This window comes from Novosphingobium olei, assembly GCF_037076535.1.
GTDB lineage: Bacteria > Pseudomonadota > Alphaproteobacteria > Sphingomonadales > Sphingomonadaceae > Novosphingobium > Novosphingobium olei.
Genome location: NZ_AP029021.1, coordinates 988950 through 1007037 on the forward strand (window position 1 = coordinate 988950; position 18088 = coordinate 1007037).

Genomic DNA, 18088 nt, shown 5'->3' on the forward strand with positions numbered 1-18088 from the left:
ACGCGAACCTGCGAAATGTTGCAAGAAGTTCGTCTCGCAAGTTGATGCGCCTCGTGGCGCTTTCATCCAGAGCCAGCCCTGCAAACGAAAAAGGCCGACCCATCGGGCCGGCCTTTTCGTCAGGTCTCGGGACTAATTATCAGCCTTCGACGTGTTCGGCAAGGACGGTCAGGCCCTTGTCGCCCACTTCGGCGAAACCGCCCTGGACCTTGATTTCTTCCGGGCTTGCCCCCGCCGCGCGGTAGACGCGGATGGTGCCGTCCTTGATCGTCGACATGAACGGCGCGTGGCCTTCCAGCACGCCGAATTCACCGTCGGTGCCGGGCACGACGACCATGTAGACTTCTTCCGAACGGACCTGGCGGGCCGGGGTGACGAGTTCGAAGTGCAGCGACATCTGTGGTCCTTCGTGAAACTGGGCGGCGTGAGACGGGGCGGCGGGCCACCCCTCTCCCAACCCTCTCCCGCGAGGGGAGAGGGCCAGTGAGCCTTAGGCCTCGGCGGCCAGCTTCTTGGCCTTTTCGACCGCTTCGTCGATGCCGCCGACCATGTAGAACGCGGCTTCGGGAAGGTGGTCGTATTCGCCGTCGACGACAGCCTTGAACGACTTCACGGTGTCTTCCACCTGGACGAACTTGCCCGGGATGCCGGTGAACACTTCGGCGACGTGGAACGGCTGCGACAGGAAGCGCTGGATCTTGCGGGCACGGGCGACGGTGAGCTTATCTTCTTCCGAAAGCTCGTCCATGCCCAGGATCGCGATGATGTCCTGCAGCGACTTGTACTTCTGCAGCGTTTCCTGAACGCGGCGGGCGGTGTCGTAGTGCTCCTGGCCGACGATCGCGGGCGAAAGCACGCGGCTGGTCGAATCGAGCGGGTCGACCGCCGGGTAGATGCCCAGCTCCGAGATCGCGCGGTTCAGCGTGGTCGTCGCGTCAAGGTGCGCGAACGAGGCGGCCGGGGCAGGGTCGGTCAAGTCGTCCGCGGGAACGTAGATCGCCTGCACCGAGGTGATCGAGCCCTTGGTGGTCGAGGTGATGCGTTCCTGCAGCTGGCCCATGTCGGTGGCGAGCGTCGGCTGGTAGCCCACCGCCGAAGGAATGCGGCCGAGCAGCGCCGACACTTCCGACCCCGCCTGGGTGAAGCGGAAGATGTTGTCGACGAAGAACAGCACGTCCTGGCCTTCCTGATCGCGGAAGTATTCGGCCATGGTCAGGCCCGACAGGGCGACGCGGGCGCGGGCGCCCGGCGGTTCGTTCATCTGGCCGAACACGAGCGCGACCTTGGAGCCGTCCGAAGTCGGGTTGCCGTCGGCATCCTTGGCGATGACGCCGGCGTCGAGGAATTCGTGGTAGAGGTCGTTGCCTTCACGGGTGCGTTCGCCGACGCCCGCGAAGACCGACACGCCGCCGTGGCCCTTTGCGATGTTGTTGATCAGTTCCTGGATGAGCACGGTCTTGCCCACGCCCGCACCGCCGAAAAGGCCGATCTTGCCGCCGCGCGCATAAGGCGCGAGCAGGTCGATGACCTTGATGCCGGTGACCAGGATCGCCGCTTCGGTCGACTGGTCGATGAATTCGGGTGCCTTGGCATGGATCGGGGCGGTCTGTTCCGCGCCGACCGGGCCACGTTCGTCGATCGGATCGCCGATCACGTTCATGATGCGGCCCAGCGTCTTGGGGCCGACCGGAACCGAGATCTGCGCGCCGGTGCTGGCCACCGCCTGACCGCGGGTCAGGCCGTCGGTCGAGTCCATCGCGATGGTGCGGACGGTGTTCTCGCCCAGGTGCTGCGCGACTTCGAGAACGAGGCGGTTGCCGTTGTTGTCGGTTTCAAGCGCAGTCAGGATCGGCGGGAGCTCGCCATCGAAGGTCACGTCGACGACAGCACCGATGACCTGGCTGATCTTGCCAGTGGTGCTGATGACGGGGGCGGTTGCCATGCGTCAGTTCCTTATCTTTCTTCGCTCGGCCCACACGTGTGGCGAGGCCGAGGCATCGGTCCAAAGCGGCAGTTGAGTCGGCGTGCCCCTAAGCACAACCTGGCGCTTGCGTCCACTGTCGATTGCCGGGCTGGGCACGCAGTCGCGGATAAGCCGTGCATTGGTATGCACGATCTTTCGCCATGGGCGAGGCAAAGGGGCGGAATTGCATCATTCCTGCGGCACGTTGGAAAGCACGCGTGTCTTGAGCAGGGTGGCGGGATTGCCGCGGTACACGCCGTAGGCCTGCGTCGATTCAAACAGCGCGCCGCGCGCGGCAAGGACGCTGCCTTCGGCCACGGTGACGCCCGGCCCGACGAAGGCTTCGGCGGCGATCCAGCTGAGCCGTTCGATCGTGACCGGCCGCAGCACGAGCTGGAAGTGGAAGTCGTTGACGCGGTGGGTGCTGGCGCAGACGTGGGCGCGCTGCGAGATGGTCACGTCATCGCCGATGGTGATGCGCCCCTGGTTGTAGAGCCGCGCGCCGGGGCCGACGGTGACGTTGCGCCCGCACGCCAGGTTGCCGGGGTGCCAGATCGAGACCGAGCCATAGATACGGCACCTGGGACCCAGCTGGGCCCCGAATGCGCGCAGCACGAGCGCGCGCCAGGCATGGAGCGGGGGCGGGGTCCAGCGGCACAGCAGCAGCCAGGCAAGGCCCCAGACGATCCGGAACAGGCGATTGCCAAGCGAGAACGAGGGCCCGCCTTCGCGGTTGCCGGTTGCCTCTGCGGAAAGCGGTTCGGCCACGGTCTCGGCTCCAAAGAGAAAGGCCGGAGCAAGCCCCGGCCTTTTCGTTCGATCAGAGCGCTTCGGCGCCGGCGATGATCTCGATCAGTTCGGTCGTGATCGCCGCCTGGCGGCTGCGGTTGTACTGGATGGTGAGCTTGTTGATCAGCTCGCCCGCGTTTCGCGTGGCGTTGTCCATCGCAGTCATGGAGGCGCCCTGTTCGGAAGCTTCGCGTTCCAGCAGCGCACCGAACAGCTGCGTGGTGACGTAGCGCGGCAGCAGGTCCTCGAGGATTTCCTCTTCGCTCGGTTCGTATTCCACCACGGCGCCACCTTCGGTCTTGGCGACGGGCGCCGGGACCGGGATCAGCTGGGTCGTGACCGGGTCCTGCGACAGCGCGGTGCGGAACTTCGGCGCGACGAGATGGGCGACATCGAACGCGCCGGCTTCGAACATGGCGATCAGTTCGTGGGCGATCGCGCTGGCTTCGTCGAAGCCGGGCGTGCGCACCAGGCTGGTGTCGAAGCTCTTGGCGATGGCGCCGGGGAAGTCACGCTTGATCGGCGCGCGGCCCTTCTTGCCGACGAGGTAGAAGGTCACGTCCTTGCCCTCTGCGGCAAGCGCGCGGGCGCGCAGGCGCGCTTCCTTGACGATGTTCGAGTTGAGACCGCCGCACAGCCCCTTGTCGGTGTTGACCACGACGAGGAGGTGGCGCTTGTCCGAACCCGTCCCGCGCATCAGCAGCGGACCGTTGTTCTGGCCGGCGACCTTGGCGGCGAGGCTGCCCATCACTTCGGCAAGGCGGCTGGCGTAGGGGCGCGCGGCTTCGGCCGCGGCTTGCGCCTTGCGCAGCTTGGCCGCGGCGACCATCTGCTTGGCCTTGGTGATCTTCTGGGTCGACTTGACCGAGTTGATCCGGCCCTTGAGTTCCTTGAGTGAAGCCACTCTATCGGTTCCTCTAAATCGTCACCCCGGACTTGATCCGGGGTCCCGCTTGGTTCTGCCCCGCAAGAGCGGGACCCCGGCGCGGAGGCCGGGGTGACGGGAAAAGGGCGTCAGGCGAACTGCTTGCCGAAGGCGTCGAGCGTTTCGATGACCTTGGCCTTGGCGGCATCGCCCAGGTCCTTGCTGTTGCGGATCTCCGCGAGCAGTTCGGGCTTGTCGTTGCGCAGGTGGTGCAACAGCTCGGCTTCGTATTCGGTGACCTGCGACACGGGAATGTTGTCGAGGTAGCCGTTGGTGCCGGCGAAGATCACGATCGTCTGCTCTTCGAAGGCGAGCGGGCTGAACTGCGGCTGCTTGAGCAGCTCGGTCAGGCGCGCACCGCGGTTGAGCAGCTTCTGGGTCGAGGCATCGAGGTCCGAACCGAACTGGGCGAACGCGGCCATTTCGCGGTACTGCGCGAGCTCCAGCTTGATCGAGCCGGCGACCTTCTTCATCGCCTTGGTCTGGGCCGACGAACCGACGCGCGACACCGAGAGGCCGACGTTGATGGCCGGGCGGATGCCCTGGTAGAACAGGCCGGTTTCAAGGAAGATCTGGCCGTCGGTGATCGAGATCACGTTGGTCGGGATGTAGGCCGAAACGTCGCCCGCCTGGGTTTCGATGATCGGCAGCGCGGTGAGCGAGCCGGCACCGTTTTCGTCGTTCATCTTCGCGGCGCGCTCGAGCAGGCGGCTGTGGAGATAGAACACGTCGCCGGGGTAGGCTTCGCGGCCCGGCGGGCGGCGGAGCAGCAGCGACATCTGGCGGTAGGCCACAGCCTGCTTGGAAAGGTCGTCGTACACGATCACGGCGTGCATGCCGTTGTCGCGGAAGAATTCGCCCATGGTCGCACCGGTGTAGGGCGCGAGGTACTGCAGCGGCGCGGGCTCCGAAGCGGTTGCGGCGATGACGATGGAGTATTCCATCGCGCCGTTTTCTTCGAGCTGGCGAACGATCTGCGCCACGGTCGAGCGCTTCTGGCCAACGGCGACGTAGATGCAGTAGAGCTTCTTGCCTTCGTCGTCGCCCTTGTTGACGTCCTTCTGGTTGATGAAGGTGTCGATCGCGACGGCGGTCTTGCCGGTCTGGCGGTCACCGATGATCAGCTCGCGCTGGCCACGGCCCACGGGAACGAGGGCGTCGATCGCCTTGAGGCCGGTCTGCACGGGTTCGTGCACCGACTTACGCGGGATGATGCCCGGCGCCTTGACTTCCACGCGCTGGCGGGTGGCGTTCTCGATCGGGCCCTTGCCGTCGATCGGGTTGCCCAGAGCATCAACCACACGACCCAGCAGGCCCTTGCCGACGGGAACGTCGACGATGGTGCCGGTGCGCTTGACGGTATCGCCTTCGCGGATTTCGGCGTCCGAGCCGAAGATCACGACGCCGACGTTGTCGGCTTCGAGGTTGAGGGCCATGCCCTTCACGCCGTTGGCGAATTCGACCATCTCGCCGGCCTGGACCTTGTCGAGGCCGTGGATGCGGGCGATGCCGTCACCGACCGACAGCACCGAACCGACTTCCGAGACCTGAGCCTCGGCGCCGAAGCTGGCGATCTGGTCCTTGATGACCTTGGAGATTTCAGCGGCGCGGATTTCCATGTTCAGTCCTTCCTGGAACCTTGTACGGGCCGATTAGGCCTTCATCGCCTGGGCGAGAGAATTGAGACGGGTGCGGATCGAGCTGTCGATCATCTGGCTGCCGATGCGCACGACCAGACCACCGAGGATCTCGGGATCGACCGAAGCCTTGACCTTCACGGTCTTGCCTTCGCGGGCGGCGAGCTTTTCGGTGAGCGCGGCCAGCTGCGAATCGTCGAGCGGGTGCGCGGTGGTCACTTCGGCGGTGACTTCGCCGCGCATCGCGGCGGCGATGGTCACGAAGGCGCGGACGACATCGGGCAGCGCCGACAGGCGGCGGTTGCCGGCGAGCACGCCGAGGAAGTTCCTGGTCAGCGGCGAGAGCGCCAGCAGGTTCGCGACCGCATCGACCGCGCGGCCAGCCGCATCGCGGCCGATCTGCGGGTTGCGGATCAGCGCGGCGAGATCGTCCGATTCGCGCACCGCAGCGGCGAGCTTTTCGAGATCCGCCTCGACAGCGGCGACGAAGCCCTGCTCGTTCGCCAGATCATAGAGCGCCGAAGCGTAGCGCCCTGCCAAGCTGGCCGTAATGCCGCCGGAAATCTCCACGCGCCTGTGTCCCCTTAGTACCGATGAGCCGGGCAGGCACTCATGCCGCGCGAAAAACACGCGACGGCCCGCAGACGGGGCGCGCCTAGCAACGTCGACCCCATATGACAAGAGAGCAGATGCCGCCGGACCGTCTCGCCTGTGCAGACGTATGCGCGCGGGGTGCGCGTCGGGGTTCGTCTTTGCCGGTTTCGGGCTTGCCGAACTGGGGCGCTTGTGTGCGAGCCTGGGGTGCGCCGTCGAGGAAAGGGCAGCCCTTCGACAGGCTCAGGGCGGGCGGGGGTGGTGGGGGAGCGCTTGGGTTTCGCGGGCTGCTGTCTGTCCCTCAGCCCCCCATCCTGAGCTTGTCGAAGGACCGTCCAGCCTTGGGTCCCACAGGGCCGGGGAAGGAAGGTCCGCGACAAGATTCAGGGCTGGCGGGGGTGGCGCTCCATCAGGGCGTCGGCTGACAGTTGTAGCGCATGCGTTCGTTGGGCTCGGCCGGCAGCAGCGCGGTGATCGCCGCTTGTGCCGCGCCGAACTGGCGCGCGGCGTCTTCACCCGCACCGCAGGCCGGGGCGACGATCTTGGCGCGGGCGGCGCGGGCCTGGTTCATCGCGTCCAGCCCCATCAGGAAGCGTTCGACGGTGTAGCCGCGCGTTGCCGGGTCATAATGCGTGACCGAGATCGTGTCCTCGCCATTGGGGACGAGCACGCGGCTCCAGCCGTTCTCGGCCAGGCCATACTGGGTGCGACCGTTGACGCAGCCGTCGGCGCTCCAGTCGAGCGGCACATCGGTGATGTCCGACACGGTGACGCGGCTGCGCTGCGCATCGATCACGCAGGTCATCTTGCCGGTGCCGTTGGCGCGCGCAGGCAGAGCGGCATCGCTGGCCGATGCGCTCGCGTCCGGGGCGGCGGCGAGATCGGCGGCGCGTTCATCGATGCTGGTGAGCGAGGGGCGCAGGAACCAGGCGACCACCGCGCCGAGCACCAGCAGGCCGGCCACCGCGCCGAACATCTTCATCGCGCGGGATTCGCCGCGCTGGCCCTGCATGAACGCCCAGCCGCCCATGGCGAGCGCGCCCACCAGCAACAGTGCGGCAAGCGCCAGGCCGTTGTCGCGTTCGGACAGCACGGCAAGCTCCGCATCGCGGCGCGCCTTGTCCTGCGCGCGCTGGCGGGCTTCCAAGCGGGTCTGTTCCTCGGCGGCGGCGCGGGCCTGATCGCTCATCGCGCGGGTGGCATCGGCGCGGTCGAGATCGGCGATCGAGGTGCAGGGCAGCCCGCTGGTGTGCGGCTCTACCCCGGCCTGGCGGAGGAAAGCGGCAAGCTCGCGCATCGAGATGGCGAAGAAGAACGACGAATCGGTGCCGTTGTCGCTGACCGTGCCGAAGCTGTTTACGCCGACGACGCGGCCGCACGAATCGAGTAGCGGTCCGCCCGAATTGCCAGAGCCCAGGGGCGCGGTGTGCAGGATGGTGTCGAACTGCTTCGATGAGCGCCCGGCCGAGACATAGCCGCGCGTCTTCACCGCGGCCTGCGGCGTGACGAGGTCGGCCATCGACAGGCCTTGCGCCATGTCGACATTGCCGGGGTAGCCCACGGCGAAGACTTCGGCGCTGTCCTGCACCGCGCCGGGATAGATCGTGGCGGCGGGCAGTATCCCTTTGCCGTCAATGCGCAGCAGCGCGAGGTCGTTGCGCGGGGAATAGGCGACAAGCGTGGCCTGCACGCCGGCGCGGCCTTCGGGCGGGACGACGCCGACCAGCAGCGAATCGTCATTGCGCAGCTGTTCGACGACGTGGGCGTTGGTGACGACAAGGTTGGGCGCAACGGCAAAGCCGGTGCCGTGGCCGACCATGCTGGCGCGGGTGCCGTCGGTCTGCAGGATCACCACGCGCACCACGCTGCGGCTGGCGGCGGCGATGTCGGCCGGGTCGGCAAGCGCGGGGCTGCCAAGCAGCACGAGGCAGAGGGCGGCGAAAAGGCGGGCGACCGTTCTTGTCATGCGCGGACTTCTTGCCGCCTTTCGCTTTGACCGCAAGCGGCGGGACGCGGACGCGAGGTGGAGCGCATAGTCTTTTCGGCAGGAAGGAGACCTGTCATGTCGAAGATCATGAGCGAGGCACTGGATGACGAGGAATGCTGGAGCGCGGTGCTGCTGCGCGACCGGGCGTCCGACGGGCGCTTCGTGACGGGCGTGCTGACCACGGGGATCTATTGCCGGCCAAGCTGTGCGGCGCGGCATCCCCGGCGCGAGAACGTGCGCTTCTTCGCAGACGGCGCGGCGGCGCGCGCGGCGGGACTTAGGCCATGCCTGCGCTGCAGCCCCGACGACGTGGCGCGCGATGAACGCGCGGTGCTGGCAGCGATTGCGGCGATCCGCAGCGCGGGCCAGCCGCTGGCGCTTGCCGATCTCGCCGCGCAGGCAGGCTATTCGCCGACGCATTTCCAACGGGTGTTCGCGCGCCACACCGGCCTTTCGCCCGCCGCCTATGCCCGCGCGCTGCGCGCCGAGCGGACCGCCGAGGCGCTGAGCGGCGAGGAGAGCGTGACGGGCGCCATCTACGAAGCGGGATTTTCAGGACCGTCGCGGTTCTATGCGGCGAGCGAGGGGAGGCTGGGCATGGCGCCATCGGCGTGGGTCAATGGCGGGGCGGGGGTGACGATCCGCTGGGCGGTGGTCGAAACATCGCTGGGGGCGATGCTGGTGGCCGCGACCGACAAGGGGGTTTGCCGCCTCTCCTTCGCCGAAGGGCCCGATGCGCTGGCTCGGCGCTTCCCCAAGGCCGAGCTGGTCGAAGGCGGCGAGGACTTCGCCGCGCTGCTGGCGCAGGTCGTGGCGGCGGTCGAGGCGCCGGGCAGCGCGGCGCACATCCCGCTCGACGTGCGCGGCACCGCGTTCCAGGAGGCGGTGTGGCGCGAGCTGCAGCGGATCCCGCCGGGCGAGACGCGCAGCTATGCCCAGATCGCGGCCGCGGTGGGCAAGCCCGGCGCGGTGCGCGCGGCGGGCAGCGCCAACGGGGCCAACAACGTCGCTGTGCTGATCCCCTGTCACCGCGTGGTGCGATCGGACGGTAGCCTTGGCGGCTATGCCTATGGCCTTGCGATAAAGCAGGCGCTGCTCGATAAGGAGGTCGGACGCGACGTAGGGGGGTAACCATGGCCACTTCTGCGCGCGATCTTGCGCCTGGTACGTTTTCACGCATCCTTGCCCATCCGCTGACCTTGCTGATCCTTGGCGAGGCGCTGGTCGGCTTCCCGGCGATCGTTCTCGCCAGCTTCGGTCCCAACCAGATCCGGGCGATCAACCCGGCGCTGGTGTTCCCGTTCACCGTCGCGGCGGTAATGGCGACGTTTCTGGCGTACCGCGCGTTCAAGCGATGGATCGAACGCAAGCCCGATGGCGAACTGCCGCTCGGCATGGGTTCGCTGAAAGAGGTGACGGGTGGCTTCGCGCTCGGCGTTGCGCTGTTCAGCCTGCTTGTCGGCGCGGTTGCGCTGATGGGCGGGCTGAAGGTTACCGGCATGGGGCACGGCACGATCTTCTTCCCCATTGCGGCGATGTCGCTTGCGGCGGGGGTCAACGAGGAAGTGATGTTCCGCGCCATCGGTTTCCGCTTCGTGGAAAAGCTGGGCGGCAGCATCGTCGGCCTGTTCGCCGCCTCGCTGTTCTTCGGCGTGGCGCACCTTGCCAATCCCGGCGCGTCGCTGTTCGCGGCGGTGGCCATCGCGGTCGAGGCGGGCATCCTGCTTGGCGCGGCGTACATGGTCACGCGGCGGCTGTGGCTGGCGGTGGGGCTCCACGCCGGCTGGAACTTCACCCAAGGGTTCATCTGGTCGATCCCGGTGTCGGGCAATCCGGCGGGCGATGGCCTGTTCCTGACCGAACGCAACGGCCCCGACTGGCTGACCGGCGGCGCCTTCGGGCTCGAAGCGTCGGCGGTGACGCTGGTGATCGCGACGATCGCCGGCCTCATCATGCTTCGCATCGCGATCCGGCGCGGACACTGGGTGCCGTTCGGTTGGTTACCCCCAACGGATGAGGCGAAAAGCGCTTAACGCAGGGGCCGGTTTCAGGCAGGCTGCGAGCGAACGACAATCGGGGAGAGAAGCAATGGCCTTTGCACTGGAGCCGGGCTGGCCGCAGAGCTTGCGCGAGGCTTTCGCGCATATCGGGACGGTGACCAGCCCGAGCGTGGACGACATCAAGATCATGGCGCTGGTCGAGGCGGCGAGCGAGACACTCTACCAGCTTTCGGCCAAGGGCACCGAGCATCCCGGCGTGATCGACATCCTGCACAGCAACGGCCGCGAGGAAATGGTCCACGCCCGCCGTGCGGCGCAAGTCGTCGGCCTGCTCGGCGGTGGCGAGTTCGAGCCGCCGGAGGCTGAGGACAATCCCTATCTCGCCGCCGCCGATGACCTGCCGGTAGCAGCCATCACGCCCGAAGGCCTGCGCAAGCAGGCGCAGGGCGAATTCGGCGGGCAGGCGCTCTACGAGAGCTGGGCCGCGCGCATCGACAACCCCCAAGCCGCCGCGCTGCTGCGCCAGAACGGGGCTGAGGAAGTGGACCACGGGAACAGGTTGCTGGCGGCGGCGGAACTGCTGGAGGGGTAGGGGAGCTGGTGTCCGGAAGAAGGTCCGCATTGCCTTCCTCCCGTCACCCCGGGCCTGACCCGGGGTCCCGCTGTTCCGACGAGGTTGCAGGAAGAAAGCGGGATCCCGGGTCAAGCCCGGGATGACGGCGTGTTGTTCAAGGGCCGACTGTGTGGATTGTTAGCGGACTACCAATAGAACACCCTATCCGTCGCCCCGTGCTTGACACGGGGCTTGGCTATCCTTGCGACCCTGCACTTGCCAATCTGGCCCGATGGAAAAGGTCGGCTGGGTCACGATCATGGCGAACAGCTTCTGCGGCGGGATGTACGTCGGTGTCATCTCGGATCTGATCCGGCGCGTGCGGCAGCACCGCGAGGGTCAAGGCTCGATCCACGCCAGGGACTTCGGCAAGACAAGCCCTGTCTATGCCGATCGCCACGAGGAAATCGAGCTCGCGACTGCGCGCGAGAAGCTGGTCAAGAAATGGCGCCGGGAATGGAAGTTCGCGCTGATCGAAGCGGACAATCGCGATTGGCTGGACAATTGGGACCAGTGGTATCCGGCGGCGGTTGCGCAAAGCGCGAGCACAAAGCAGCCAAGCCCCGTGTCAATCACGGGGCGACGAGGAATTTGGGTGGGGATTTGCCCTTCAACTAAAGGCAACGGTAACCATAGACACCGGATACCTCGCGCAATCGGCCCGCTTTGGCTCTCCATCGCACTGACCAGATTGTTTGGCAGTTCAGGTTGCCGCGCTGGATGTCAGCAGACCGATATCCGTTACCTGTTTGGGGCGACACTATGAAACCGGCGTGGCGCAAGTCTGCGACTGCAGTCTCTTCAGAAGAGCCGGCTGGATAGGCAGCCTTTACCCGCCTGTCGAACTCCGGCTCTGCGTCACGGACATCGGACGGCAACTTGTCGGCGATCGGCGGTAAAGGCTGGTAGCGAGAAGAACTACAGCCGGACAACGATCCGAATAGAACAATGGCTGCAAAACACCTCATGTGTACCAGCCTACTGCAACGCCCAATGACCGCAACTGGCGGAAGCGGCTATCCCCTACTCCCGCGCCCAGCCCGGTTCCGCCGGTTCCAGCGTCGCCAGAAACGCCTCGGCGCTCTCGATATATTCGCGCTGCTTGTCCGCGGTCATGCGGCGCCAGGTGGCGTAGGGCTGGAACAGGCGGGGGTTGCGGGCGAGCTTGCTCTCGTTGCGGGCGAGGAAGTGCCAGTAGAGCGCGTTGAAGGGGCAGGCGTCCGGGCCGGTCTTGACCTTCACCTTGTAGGCGCAGGTGCCGCAATAGTCGCTCATCCGGTCGATGTAGGCGCCGCTCGCGGCATAGGGCTTGGAGGCGAGGCGGCCGCCGTCGGCGTGGAGCGCCATGCCGGCGACGTTGGGCAGTTCGACCCATTCGTAGGCATCGGCATAGACGGTGAGGAACCAGTCGGCCACCTCTTGCGGCTTGAGCCCCGCCAGCAGCGCGAAGTTGCCCAGCACCATCAACCGCTGGATGTGATGGGCATAGGCATTGTCGCGCGTGGTGCGCACGGCTTCCGACAGGCAGCGCATCTTCGCCTCGCCCGTCCACCAGAAGTCGGGCAGCGGGCGGGTGGCATCGAGGAAATTGGCCTCGGCCATGGCGGGCATGTCGAGCCAGTACATGCCGCGCACGTATTCGCGCCAGCCGATGATCTGGCGGATGAAGCCCTCGACCGCCTCGATGGGCGCGCGGCCTTCGTGGTACTCGGCCTCGGCGGCCCGGCACACGGCGAGCGGATCGAGCAGGCCGAGGTTGATCGCGGGCGAAAGCAGGGCGTGGAACACGAAGTCCTGCCCCGCGACCATCGCATCCTGCCAGCGACCGAAGTGGGGCAGGCGCTGTTTCAGGAAGTGGGCGAGGAGCCGTTCGGCGTCCGCCCGCGTTACCGGCCAGTTGAATGCATCCAGAGTGCCGAAGTGGCGGGCGAAGCGGCTTTCCACCATGGCGATCACGTCGCGCGTCGTGGCATCGGGGGCGAAGCGTGGCGGGCTGGGGAAGCTGGCGCCCTTTTCCGGCCCGGCGCGGTTTTCGGCGTCGAAGTTCCAGCGGCCGCCGACGGGCTTGTCGCCTTTTATCAGCAGGCCGGTCTTGCGGCGCATGTCGCGGTAAAAATACTCCATGCGCAGTTCGCGCCGCGCGGCGGCCCATTCGTAGAAATCGGGCAGCGGGCAGACGAAGCGCGTGTCGGCCAGGATGCGCAGGCGGACGGGCAAGTCCTCGCGCCATTGCTCCATCGCTTGCCGCAGGCGGTATTCGCCCGGCTCGGTCACCTGCACGCCGCGGGCATCGTGCCGGGCGATGGCGCGCGCGACTTCGCCGGTGAGGCTGCCCGAATTGCCTTCGTCTTCCAGCCGCACGTAATCGACCGTCCAGCCCGCCTGCCGCAGCTCGGTGGCGAAATGGCGCATGGCCGAGAGGACGAGCGCGATCTTGGCCTTGTGATGGCGCACGTAGGTGGTCTCGTCGGCGACTTCGGCCATGAGCACGACGGTATCGTCAGGCGTCCGGTCGGCGAGGCTGGAAATCGCGGGCGAAAGCTGGTCGCCCAGGATCAGCACGAGGACCGGGCCCTGCTTGTCGTTGCTTGTGGTCATCCGAGCAGTTCCCGCCACTGGCCGAGCACGGCTTCCAGCGTCAGCGCGGGGTTGGCGCTGACCTGCGGCCGCGCGCCATCGCGCCAGGCGCGCACCCGCGCGACGACGGCGCCAAGATCGCGCGCATCCAGCCGCTCGTCCGGCGTCAGCAGGTCGACCGCCGCGCCGAAATCGTGCGCCAGCGCGGGCGTGCCGAGCGCGTGCGCTTCGGCAAAGACCAGCCCGAACGCCTCTGGCACGACCCATTGCGGGTAGAACAGGCACAGCGCGTCGGACAGCTGGCGATGAAGTTCCGGCTGGGGCAGCGAGCCCATCAGCACGATGCCGTCGCGATCAGCGGGCAGGTCCTCCTCGCGAATTGGATCGTAGCGCGGGCTGGCGAGGTGCAGGCGCAGCGAGGGCATCTCCGCCCGTGCGGCGGCGAACGCGGCAAGGATCATCGGCAGGCGGTCGGTCGGGCTGGAGCAGTAGACCAGCTTGTCGCGATCGAGCGGCGGTCGCGGGTCGGGCGGGTACACCACCACCGGGTTGGGAATGACCCGGATGCGTGGGGAAGGCGGTCCGGGCAGGCGCCGCTGGCGCCGCAGCGCCTCTGCCTGGTTGGCGGCGTGGAAGGGCGAAAGGCACAGGCGGGTAATGCCGGCTAGGCCGTGGAGCAGCGCTTCACGGTCGGCCTTGAACGAGGGCGGCGGCAGTTCGGCGTAATCGATCGAATCGTGGTTCCACAGAAAGATCGGCGTGCGCAGGGCAAAGCGGCGCAGGCGCGGGGCAAGTTCATCGTGGCGCTGGACGACGATGGCATCAGCGGCGCGGGCAAGCTGGCGCAGGGCGCTCCACGGATGCCAGCGCACGTCGCCGCCATCGCGCGGCTCCTTGCGGACATATTGCACCACGTCGACATGATGGGTGGCGGCAAGGCCGCAGGCGATGCGCACCAGCGTGGTCTCGCTGCCGCCGATGGCGGGGCCGGCCTGGCCGAGCGCGCGATCGTCGTAGACCGCGCCGCCGAAGGTTTCGACGAAAAGGATGCGGCGTCGTGCGGGGCCGGGGGAACGCATCACACGAAGCTATAGGGATCGACGTCCACCGCAACCCTGACACCGGGGGCAAAGCGCAAGGGATCGAGCCATTCGCGGATCACGCGCTGCAACTCGGTCGAGCGGCGGGCGTTGATCAGCAGGCGATAGCGATAGCGTCCGCGCAGCAGCGAAAGCGGCGCGGGCGCGGGGCCCAGCACCAGCACGTCCTTCAGGCGCGGCGCGGTGCCACCGATGGCGCGGGCGGCATCGCGGGCCTCGGCCTCGTCCTCGGATGAGACGATGATCGCGGCCCAGCGCCCGAACGGCGGGGCGTTTGCCTCGCGCCGGGCTTCGGTCTCGGCGGCGTAGAACGCGTCGCGGTCGCCGCTCGCCAGCGCCTCGATCACCGGGGCTTCGGGATGGCGGGTCTGGATCAGCACTTCGCCCGGCTTTTCACCGCGCCCGGCGCGCCCGGCGACTTGGGCGACCTGCTGGTAGGTGCGCTCGGCCGCGCGCAGATCGCCGCCTTCCAGCCCCATGTCGGCATCGACCACGCCGACCAGGGTAAGCTCGGGAAAGTGGAAGCCCTTGGTGACGAGCTGCGTGCCGACGATCACGTCGATTGCCTTCGCTTCGGCCTGCGCCACGAATTCGGCGGCCTTGGCGGGGCTGGTCAGCGTGTCCGAGGTGACCAGCGCGACGCGCGCCTGCGGCAGGATCGCGGCGACTTCATCGGCAATGCGTTCCACGCCGGGGCCGCAGGCGACGAGGCAGTCCTTCTCGCCGCATTCGGGGCAGGCGTCGGGCGGGGGCACTTCGTAGCCGCAGTGGTGGCAGGCAAGGCGGCGCGAAAGGCGGTGTTCGACCAGCCAGGCCGAGCAGTTGGGACACTGGAAGCGATGGCCGCAGGTGCGGCATAGCGTGAGCGGCGCATAGCCGCGACGGTTGAGGAACAGCAGGCTCTGTTCGCCCTTGAGCAGCCGGTCCCTCAGCGCATCGACCAGCACGGGGGCGAGCCACTGGCCCCGGGGCGGCTGCTGCTCGCGCAGATCGACCACGCGGATGTCGGGCAGGGTCGCGCCGCCGAAACGGCTCGGCAGGACGAGCCGTTCGTAGCGCCCGGCCTCGGCCATCTGCAGGCTTTCGAGCGCGGGCGTGGCGCTGGCCAGCACAACCGGCACGCTTTCGAAATGGGCGCGCATCACCGCCACGTCGCGCGCGTTGTAACGCACGCCATCGTCCTGCTTGAAGCTGATCTCGTGCGCTTCGTCGACCACGATCAGGCCCAGCCGGGCAAACGGCAGGAACAGCGCCGAGCGCGCGCCGACCACGACGCGGGCCTGCCCGAAGGCGACCTGCCGCCAGGCGCGGCGGCGCTCGGACGATTTGAGCGAGGAATGCCAGGTGACCGGCGGCACGCCGAAGCGCGCCTCGAACCGTTTAAGGAAGCTTTCGGTCAGCGCGATTTCGGGCAGCAGGACAAGCACCTGCCGCCCAGCTGCGATGGCGGCAGCGATGGCTTCGCTGTAGGTTTCGGTCTTGCCCGAACCGGTCACCCCGTCGAGCAGGAACGGGCGGAATTCGTGCGCCTCGACCGCGGCGACCATCTTGGCGGCGGCTTCGGCCTGCTCGGCCGAAAGATCGGGCTCGGCATGGCGCGGATCGGGCGCGGGATAGGGGCGGTCACTATCGACCAGCACGGCTTCGAGGATGCCGGCATTGACCATGCCGCGCAGTACCGCGTCGGACACGCCCGCGATCTCGGCCAGTTCGCGGATGGTGCCCTGCTGTCCGTTCAGAAGATCGAGCGCCTGCGCGCGCTGCGGGGTAAGGCGCGCCGGTTCGTGCCCGGTCAGGCGGTATTCGGTGATCGTTCCGCCGCCGCGCAGCGCCGCACTGCTAGACAGCGCCATCCGCGCGACCGAGGCGAGGCTTGTGACGTAGTAATCTGCGCACCATTCGATCAGCCGGCGCAGCGGGGCGGCCAGCGGCGGCACCGGCAGGACCTGCAGCAGCGGGCGCAGCTTCGCATCCGGAACCTCGCTGGCGGGCAGCCGTTCGGCCTCCCAGACAACGCCCACGATCTGGCGCGGCCCCAGCGGCGCAACGACCACGCTGCCCGGCTCCACCGTCATGCCTTCGGGCACGCGATAGTCCAGCGGCCCGAGGGCGGCGTTGAAGACAAGGCAGCGGACGCGGTTCATCGTGGGGACTGCATATGGCGGGCATGAGCGGGCGGTGAAAGCCCGCGCGGCAAAAAGAGGAGACATGGGCATGGCAGCAGTGCTGACCCGCAGGGGATGGATGATCGGCAGCGGCGCGCTGGCCGGAACGGCGGCGCTGAGCCTGGCGGGATGCGCCAGCTATGGCGGCTTTTCGCTGACTGAAGTGGTGCGGCACCTACTGCAGGCTTCGGCCAACCGGGCGTTCGACCGGCTGCTGGCGCCCGGCGGGTTCTATGATGACCAGATGGCGCGGCTGGCATTGCCCGAACAGCTCGGCAATCGCGGCGGCATGCTGCAGCAGCTGCTGACCGGGCCGCTGTTCAAGGACCGGCTGGCGCGTGCGTTCAACGACATGGCGGAGCGCGCTGCCTATCGCGCCGCGCCGGCGGTGACCGAGGCGATTCGCGGGATCGGTGTGCGCGATGCGCTGGCGCTGGTGCGCGGCCGCCCGGACGAGGCGACCAACTACTTGCGCGGCGAGATGTCAGGACGGCTGATCGACGTGATGTTCCCCGAATTCGGCAACCTGCTCCACGCAACGTCGGACCCGCTGGTGGGCCAGGCGCTGCAGGTGGCGACCGGCGTGGACGTCAATGCCATTGCCAACGATCTGGCCCGGCAGGCCGACGACGCGATCTGGCGGGCGATCGGCCGCGAGGAAGCGGAAATCCGCCGCGATCCGCGTAGCACGCGCGATCCGCTGCTCGAACGCGCGTTTGGCGGAGGTTAGGGCGGTGGCGGCTGAGTGAATTGACGAAAAGGCCGCTATCGGGGAAGGGCGGCGCATCATGACCGCTGCTGCCTCCCCGTTCACCGTCGCCGCGCTTTACTGCTTCACGCCGTTCCAGGATACGGCGGCGCTTCAGGGGCCGCTTGAGGCGATTTGCCGCGCGAACCGCGTCAAGGGCACGCTGCTGCTGGCGCACGAGGGCATCAACGGCACCATCGCTGGCCCGGACGCAGGCATTGCCGATGTGCTGGCGCATATCCGCGCACTGCCGGGCTGTGCCGACCTCGACGTCAAGCTGTCCCATGCCTCGGCCATGCCGTTCCACCGGCTGAAGGTGAGGTTGAAGCGCGAGATCGTGACGATGGGCGTGCCCGACATCGATCCGCGCGCCAGCGTCGGGACCTATGTCGATGCGCAGGACTGGAACGCGCTGATCGCCGATCCCGACACGATCCTGATCGACACCCGCAACGACTACGAAGTGGCGATCGGCACCTTCGCCGGTGCGATCGACCCCAAGACCGCCACATTCCGCGACTTTCCCGGCTGGTTCCGCGCGCACCGCGATGAACTGCTGGGGGAAGCGCGCCGGCCCAAGGTCGCAATGTTCTGCACCGGCGGCATCCGCTGCGAGAAATCGACCGCGTTTCTGCGTCAGGAAGGGATCGAAGAGGTCTACCACCTCAAAGGCGGCATCCTGAAATACCTCGAGACGGTGCCCGAGGACGAAAGCCTGTGGCGGGGCGAATGCTTCGTTTTCGACGAACGCGTCGCCGTGGGCCACGGCCTGCGCGAGGGCAGCCACGGCCTGTGCCGTTCGTGCCGCCGCCCGGTGAGCGAGGCCGACAGGGCATCGCCGCTCTACGAGGAAGGGGTGAGCTGCGCCGCCTGCTACCCGGAAAAGACCGACGCACAGCGCGCTTCGTATCGCGAACGGCATCGGCAGGAAAAGCTCGCCGCGGCGCGGGGCGTGCGCCATGTCGGCGATCCGGGGACGCCCGCCTGAAC

Annotated in this window: 16 protein-coding genes; 6 read left to right on the forward strand and 10 right to left on the reverse strand. The window is 67.6% G+C overall.

Going from position 1 to position 18088, the window contains the following annotated elements:
• Positions 1-139: 139 nt before the first annotated feature.
• The 7 genes from AACH40_RS04700 to AACH40_RS04730 form a co-directional block, all read right to left on the reverse strand.
• Positions 140-397: an ATP synthase F1 subunit epsilon gene (locus AACH40_RS04700; protein ID WP_169492513.1), complete on the reverse strand. Its 258-nt coding sequence runs from the start codon at positions 395-397 to the stop codon at positions 140-142.
• Positions 398-490: 93 nt separating this feature from the next.
• On the reverse strand, positions 491-1942 hold the full coding sequence (atpD, locus tag AACH40_RS04705; protein WP_338644393.1) for a F0F1 ATP synthase subunit beta: 1452 nt from the start codon (positions 1940-1942) through the stop codon (positions 491-493).
• Positions 1943-2152: 210 nt separating this feature from the next.
• Positions 2153-2731 (reverse strand): putative colanic acid biosynthesis acetyltransferase, encoded by a 579-nt coding sequence (locus AACH40_RS04710; RefSeq protein WP_338644394.1) that lies wholly within the window; start codon positions 2729-2731, stop codon positions 2153-2155.
• Between the two features lie 52 nt (positions 2732-2783).
• Positions 2784-3656, reverse strand: a complete 873-nt coding sequence (locus AACH40_RS04715; RefSeq protein WP_169492518.1) for a F0F1 ATP synthase subunit gamma — start codon at positions 3654-3656, stop codon at positions 2784-2786.
• A gap of 110 nt (positions 3657-3766) precedes the next feature.
• Entirely contained in the window at positions 3767-5296 is a 1530-nt protein-coding gene (gene atpA / locus AACH40_RS04720; protein ID WP_169492519.1) for a F0F1 ATP synthase subunit alpha, read from the reverse strand.
• Between the two features lie 33 nt (positions 5297-5329).
• The gene (locus AACH40_RS04725) at positions 5330-5884 is read right to left on the reverse strand and encodes a F0F1 ATP synthase subunit delta (protein ID WP_338644395.1); all 555 of its coding nucleotides are present in this window, start codon (positions 5882-5884) and stop codon (positions 5330-5332) included.
• 433 nt (positions 5885-6317) lie between these two features.
• On the reverse strand, positions 6318-7874 hold the full coding sequence (locus AACH40_RS04730; protein ID WP_338644396.1) for a serine protease: 1557 nt from the start codon (positions 7872-7874) through the stop codon (positions 6318-6320).
• 96 nt (positions 7875-7970) lie between these two features.
• Between AACH40_RS04730 and ada the strand changes: the two genes are divergently transcribed.
• The 4 genes from ada to AACH40_RS04750 all read left to right on the forward strand — a co-directional run bounded on the left by ada (position 7971) and on the right by AACH40_RS04750 (position 11274).
• Positions 7971-9026: a bifunctional DNA-binding transcriptional regulator/O6-methylguanine-DNA methyltransferase Ada gene (ada, locus tag AACH40_RS04735; protein WP_338644397.1), complete on the forward strand. Its 1056-nt coding sequence runs from the start codon at positions 7971-7973 to the stop codon at positions 9024-9026.
• 2 nt (positions 9027-9028) lie between these two features.
• Positions 9029-9928, forward strand: a complete 900-nt coding sequence (locus AACH40_RS04740; protein ID WP_338644398.1) for a type II CAAX endopeptidase family protein — start codon at positions 9029-9031, stop codon at positions 9926-9928.
• 55 nt (positions 9929-9983) lie between these two features.
• Entirely contained in the window at positions 9984-10487 is a 504-nt protein-coding gene (locus AACH40_RS04745) for a ferritin-like domain-containing protein (protein WP_169492524.1), read from the forward strand.
• 253 nt (positions 10488-10740) lie between these two features.
• Complete coding sequence (locus AACH40_RS04750; RefSeq protein WP_338644399.1) at positions 10741-11274, forward strand: GIY-YIG nuclease family protein; 534 nt, start codon at positions 10741-10743, stop codon at positions 11272-11274.
• A 257-nt stretch (positions 11275-11531) separates the two neighbouring features.
• Here AACH40_RS04750 and AACH40_RS04755 read toward each other — a convergent pair whose 3' ends face one another.
• The 3 genes from AACH40_RS04755 to AACH40_RS04765 are packed head-to-tail and all read right to left on the reverse strand — an operon-like array spanning position 11532 to position 16329.
• Positions 11532-13106 carry a cryptochrome/photolyase family protein gene (locus tag AACH40_RS04755; protein WP_338644400.1) on the reverse strand — a complete coding sequence of 525 codons (1575 nt, stop codon included), beginning with the start codon at positions 13104-13106 and terminating at the stop codon, positions 11532-11534.
• On the reverse strand, positions 13103-14164 hold the full coding sequence (locus AACH40_RS04760) for a glycosyltransferase (protein ID WP_338644401.1): 1062 nt from the start codon (positions 14162-14164) through the stop codon (positions 13103-13105). The genes AACH40_RS04755 and AACH40_RS04760 overlap by 4 nt, the downstream gene beginning before the upstream one ends.
• Positions 14164-16329, reverse strand: a complete 2166-nt coding sequence (locus AACH40_RS04765) for a primosomal protein N' (protein ID WP_338644402.1) — start codon at positions 16327-16329, stop codon at positions 14164-14166. The genes AACH40_RS04760 and AACH40_RS04765 overlap by 1 nt, the downstream gene beginning before the upstream one ends.
• A 70-nt stretch (positions 16330-16399) precedes the next feature.
• Between AACH40_RS04765 and AACH40_RS04770 the strand changes: the two genes are divergently transcribed.
• Positions 16400-17080 carry a DUF4197 domain-containing protein gene (locus AACH40_RS04770; RefSeq protein WP_169492529.1) on the forward strand — a complete coding sequence of 227 codons (681 nt, stop codon included), beginning with the start codon at positions 16400-16402 and terminating at the stop codon, positions 17078-17080.
• A gap of 58 nt (positions 17081-17138) precedes the next feature.
• The gene (locus AACH40_RS04775; RefSeq protein WP_338644403.1) at positions 17139-18086 is read left to right on the forward strand and encodes a rhodanese-related sulfurtransferase; all 948 of its coding nucleotides are present in this window, start codon (positions 17139-17141) and stop codon (positions 18084-18086) included.
• Positions 18087-18088: the final 2 nt, after the last annotated feature.

Bases quoted from the DNA above. Each gene is read 5' to 3' on its own strand.
- AACH40_RS04775 (WP_338644403.1), top strand. From the start codon at position 17,139: ATGACCGCTGCTGCCTCCCCGTTCACCGTCGCCGCGCTTTACTGCTTC.
- AACH40_RS04740 (WP_338644398.1), top strand. From the start codon at position 9,029: ATGGCCACTTCTGCGCGCGATCTTGCGCCTGGTACGTTTTCACGCATC.
- atpA (WP_169492519.1), bottom strand. From the start codon at position 5,296: ATGGAAATCCGCGCCGCTGAAATCTCCAAGGTCATCAAGGACCAGATC.
- AACH40_RS04755 (WP_338644400.1), bottom strand. From the start codon at position 13,106: ATGACCACAAGCAACGACAAGCAGGGCCCGGTCCTCGTGCTGATCCTG.
- AACH40_RS04750 (WP_338644399.1), top strand. From the start codon at position 10,741: ATGGAAAAGGTCGGCTGGGTCACGATCATGGCGAACAGCTTCTGCGGC.
- atpD (WP_338644393.1), bottom strand. From the start codon at position 1,942: ATGGCAACCGCCCCCGTCATCAGCACCACTGGCAAGATCAGCCAGGTC.
- AACH40_RS04760 (WP_338644401.1), bottom strand. From the start codon at position 14,164: ATGCGTTCCCCCGGCCCCGCACGACGCCGCATCCTTTTCGTCGAAACC.
- AACH40_RS04765 (WP_338644402.1), bottom strand. From the start codon at position 16,329: ATGAACCGCGTCCGCTGCCTTGTCTTCAACGCCGCCCTCGGGCCGCTG.
- AACH40_RS04770 (WP_169492529.1), top strand. From the start codon at position 16,400: ATGGCAGCAGTGCTGACCCGCAGGGGATGGATGATCGGCAGCGGCGCG.
- AACH40_RS04730 (WP_338644396.1), bottom strand. From the start codon at position 7,874: ATGACAAGAACGGTCGCCCGCCTTTTCGCCGCCCTCTGCCTCGTGCTG.
- AACH40_RS04745 (WP_169492524.1), top strand. From the start codon at position 9,984: ATGGCCTTTGCACTGGAGCCGGGCTGGCCGCAGAGCTTGCGCGAGGCT.
- ada (WP_338644397.1), top strand. From the start codon at position 7,971: ATGTCGAAGATCATGAGCGAGGCACTGGATGACGAGGAATGCTGGAGC.
- AACH40_RS04700 (WP_169492513.1), bottom strand. From the start codon at position 397: ATGTCGCTGCACTTCGAACTCGTCACCCCGGCCCGCCAGGTCCGTTCG.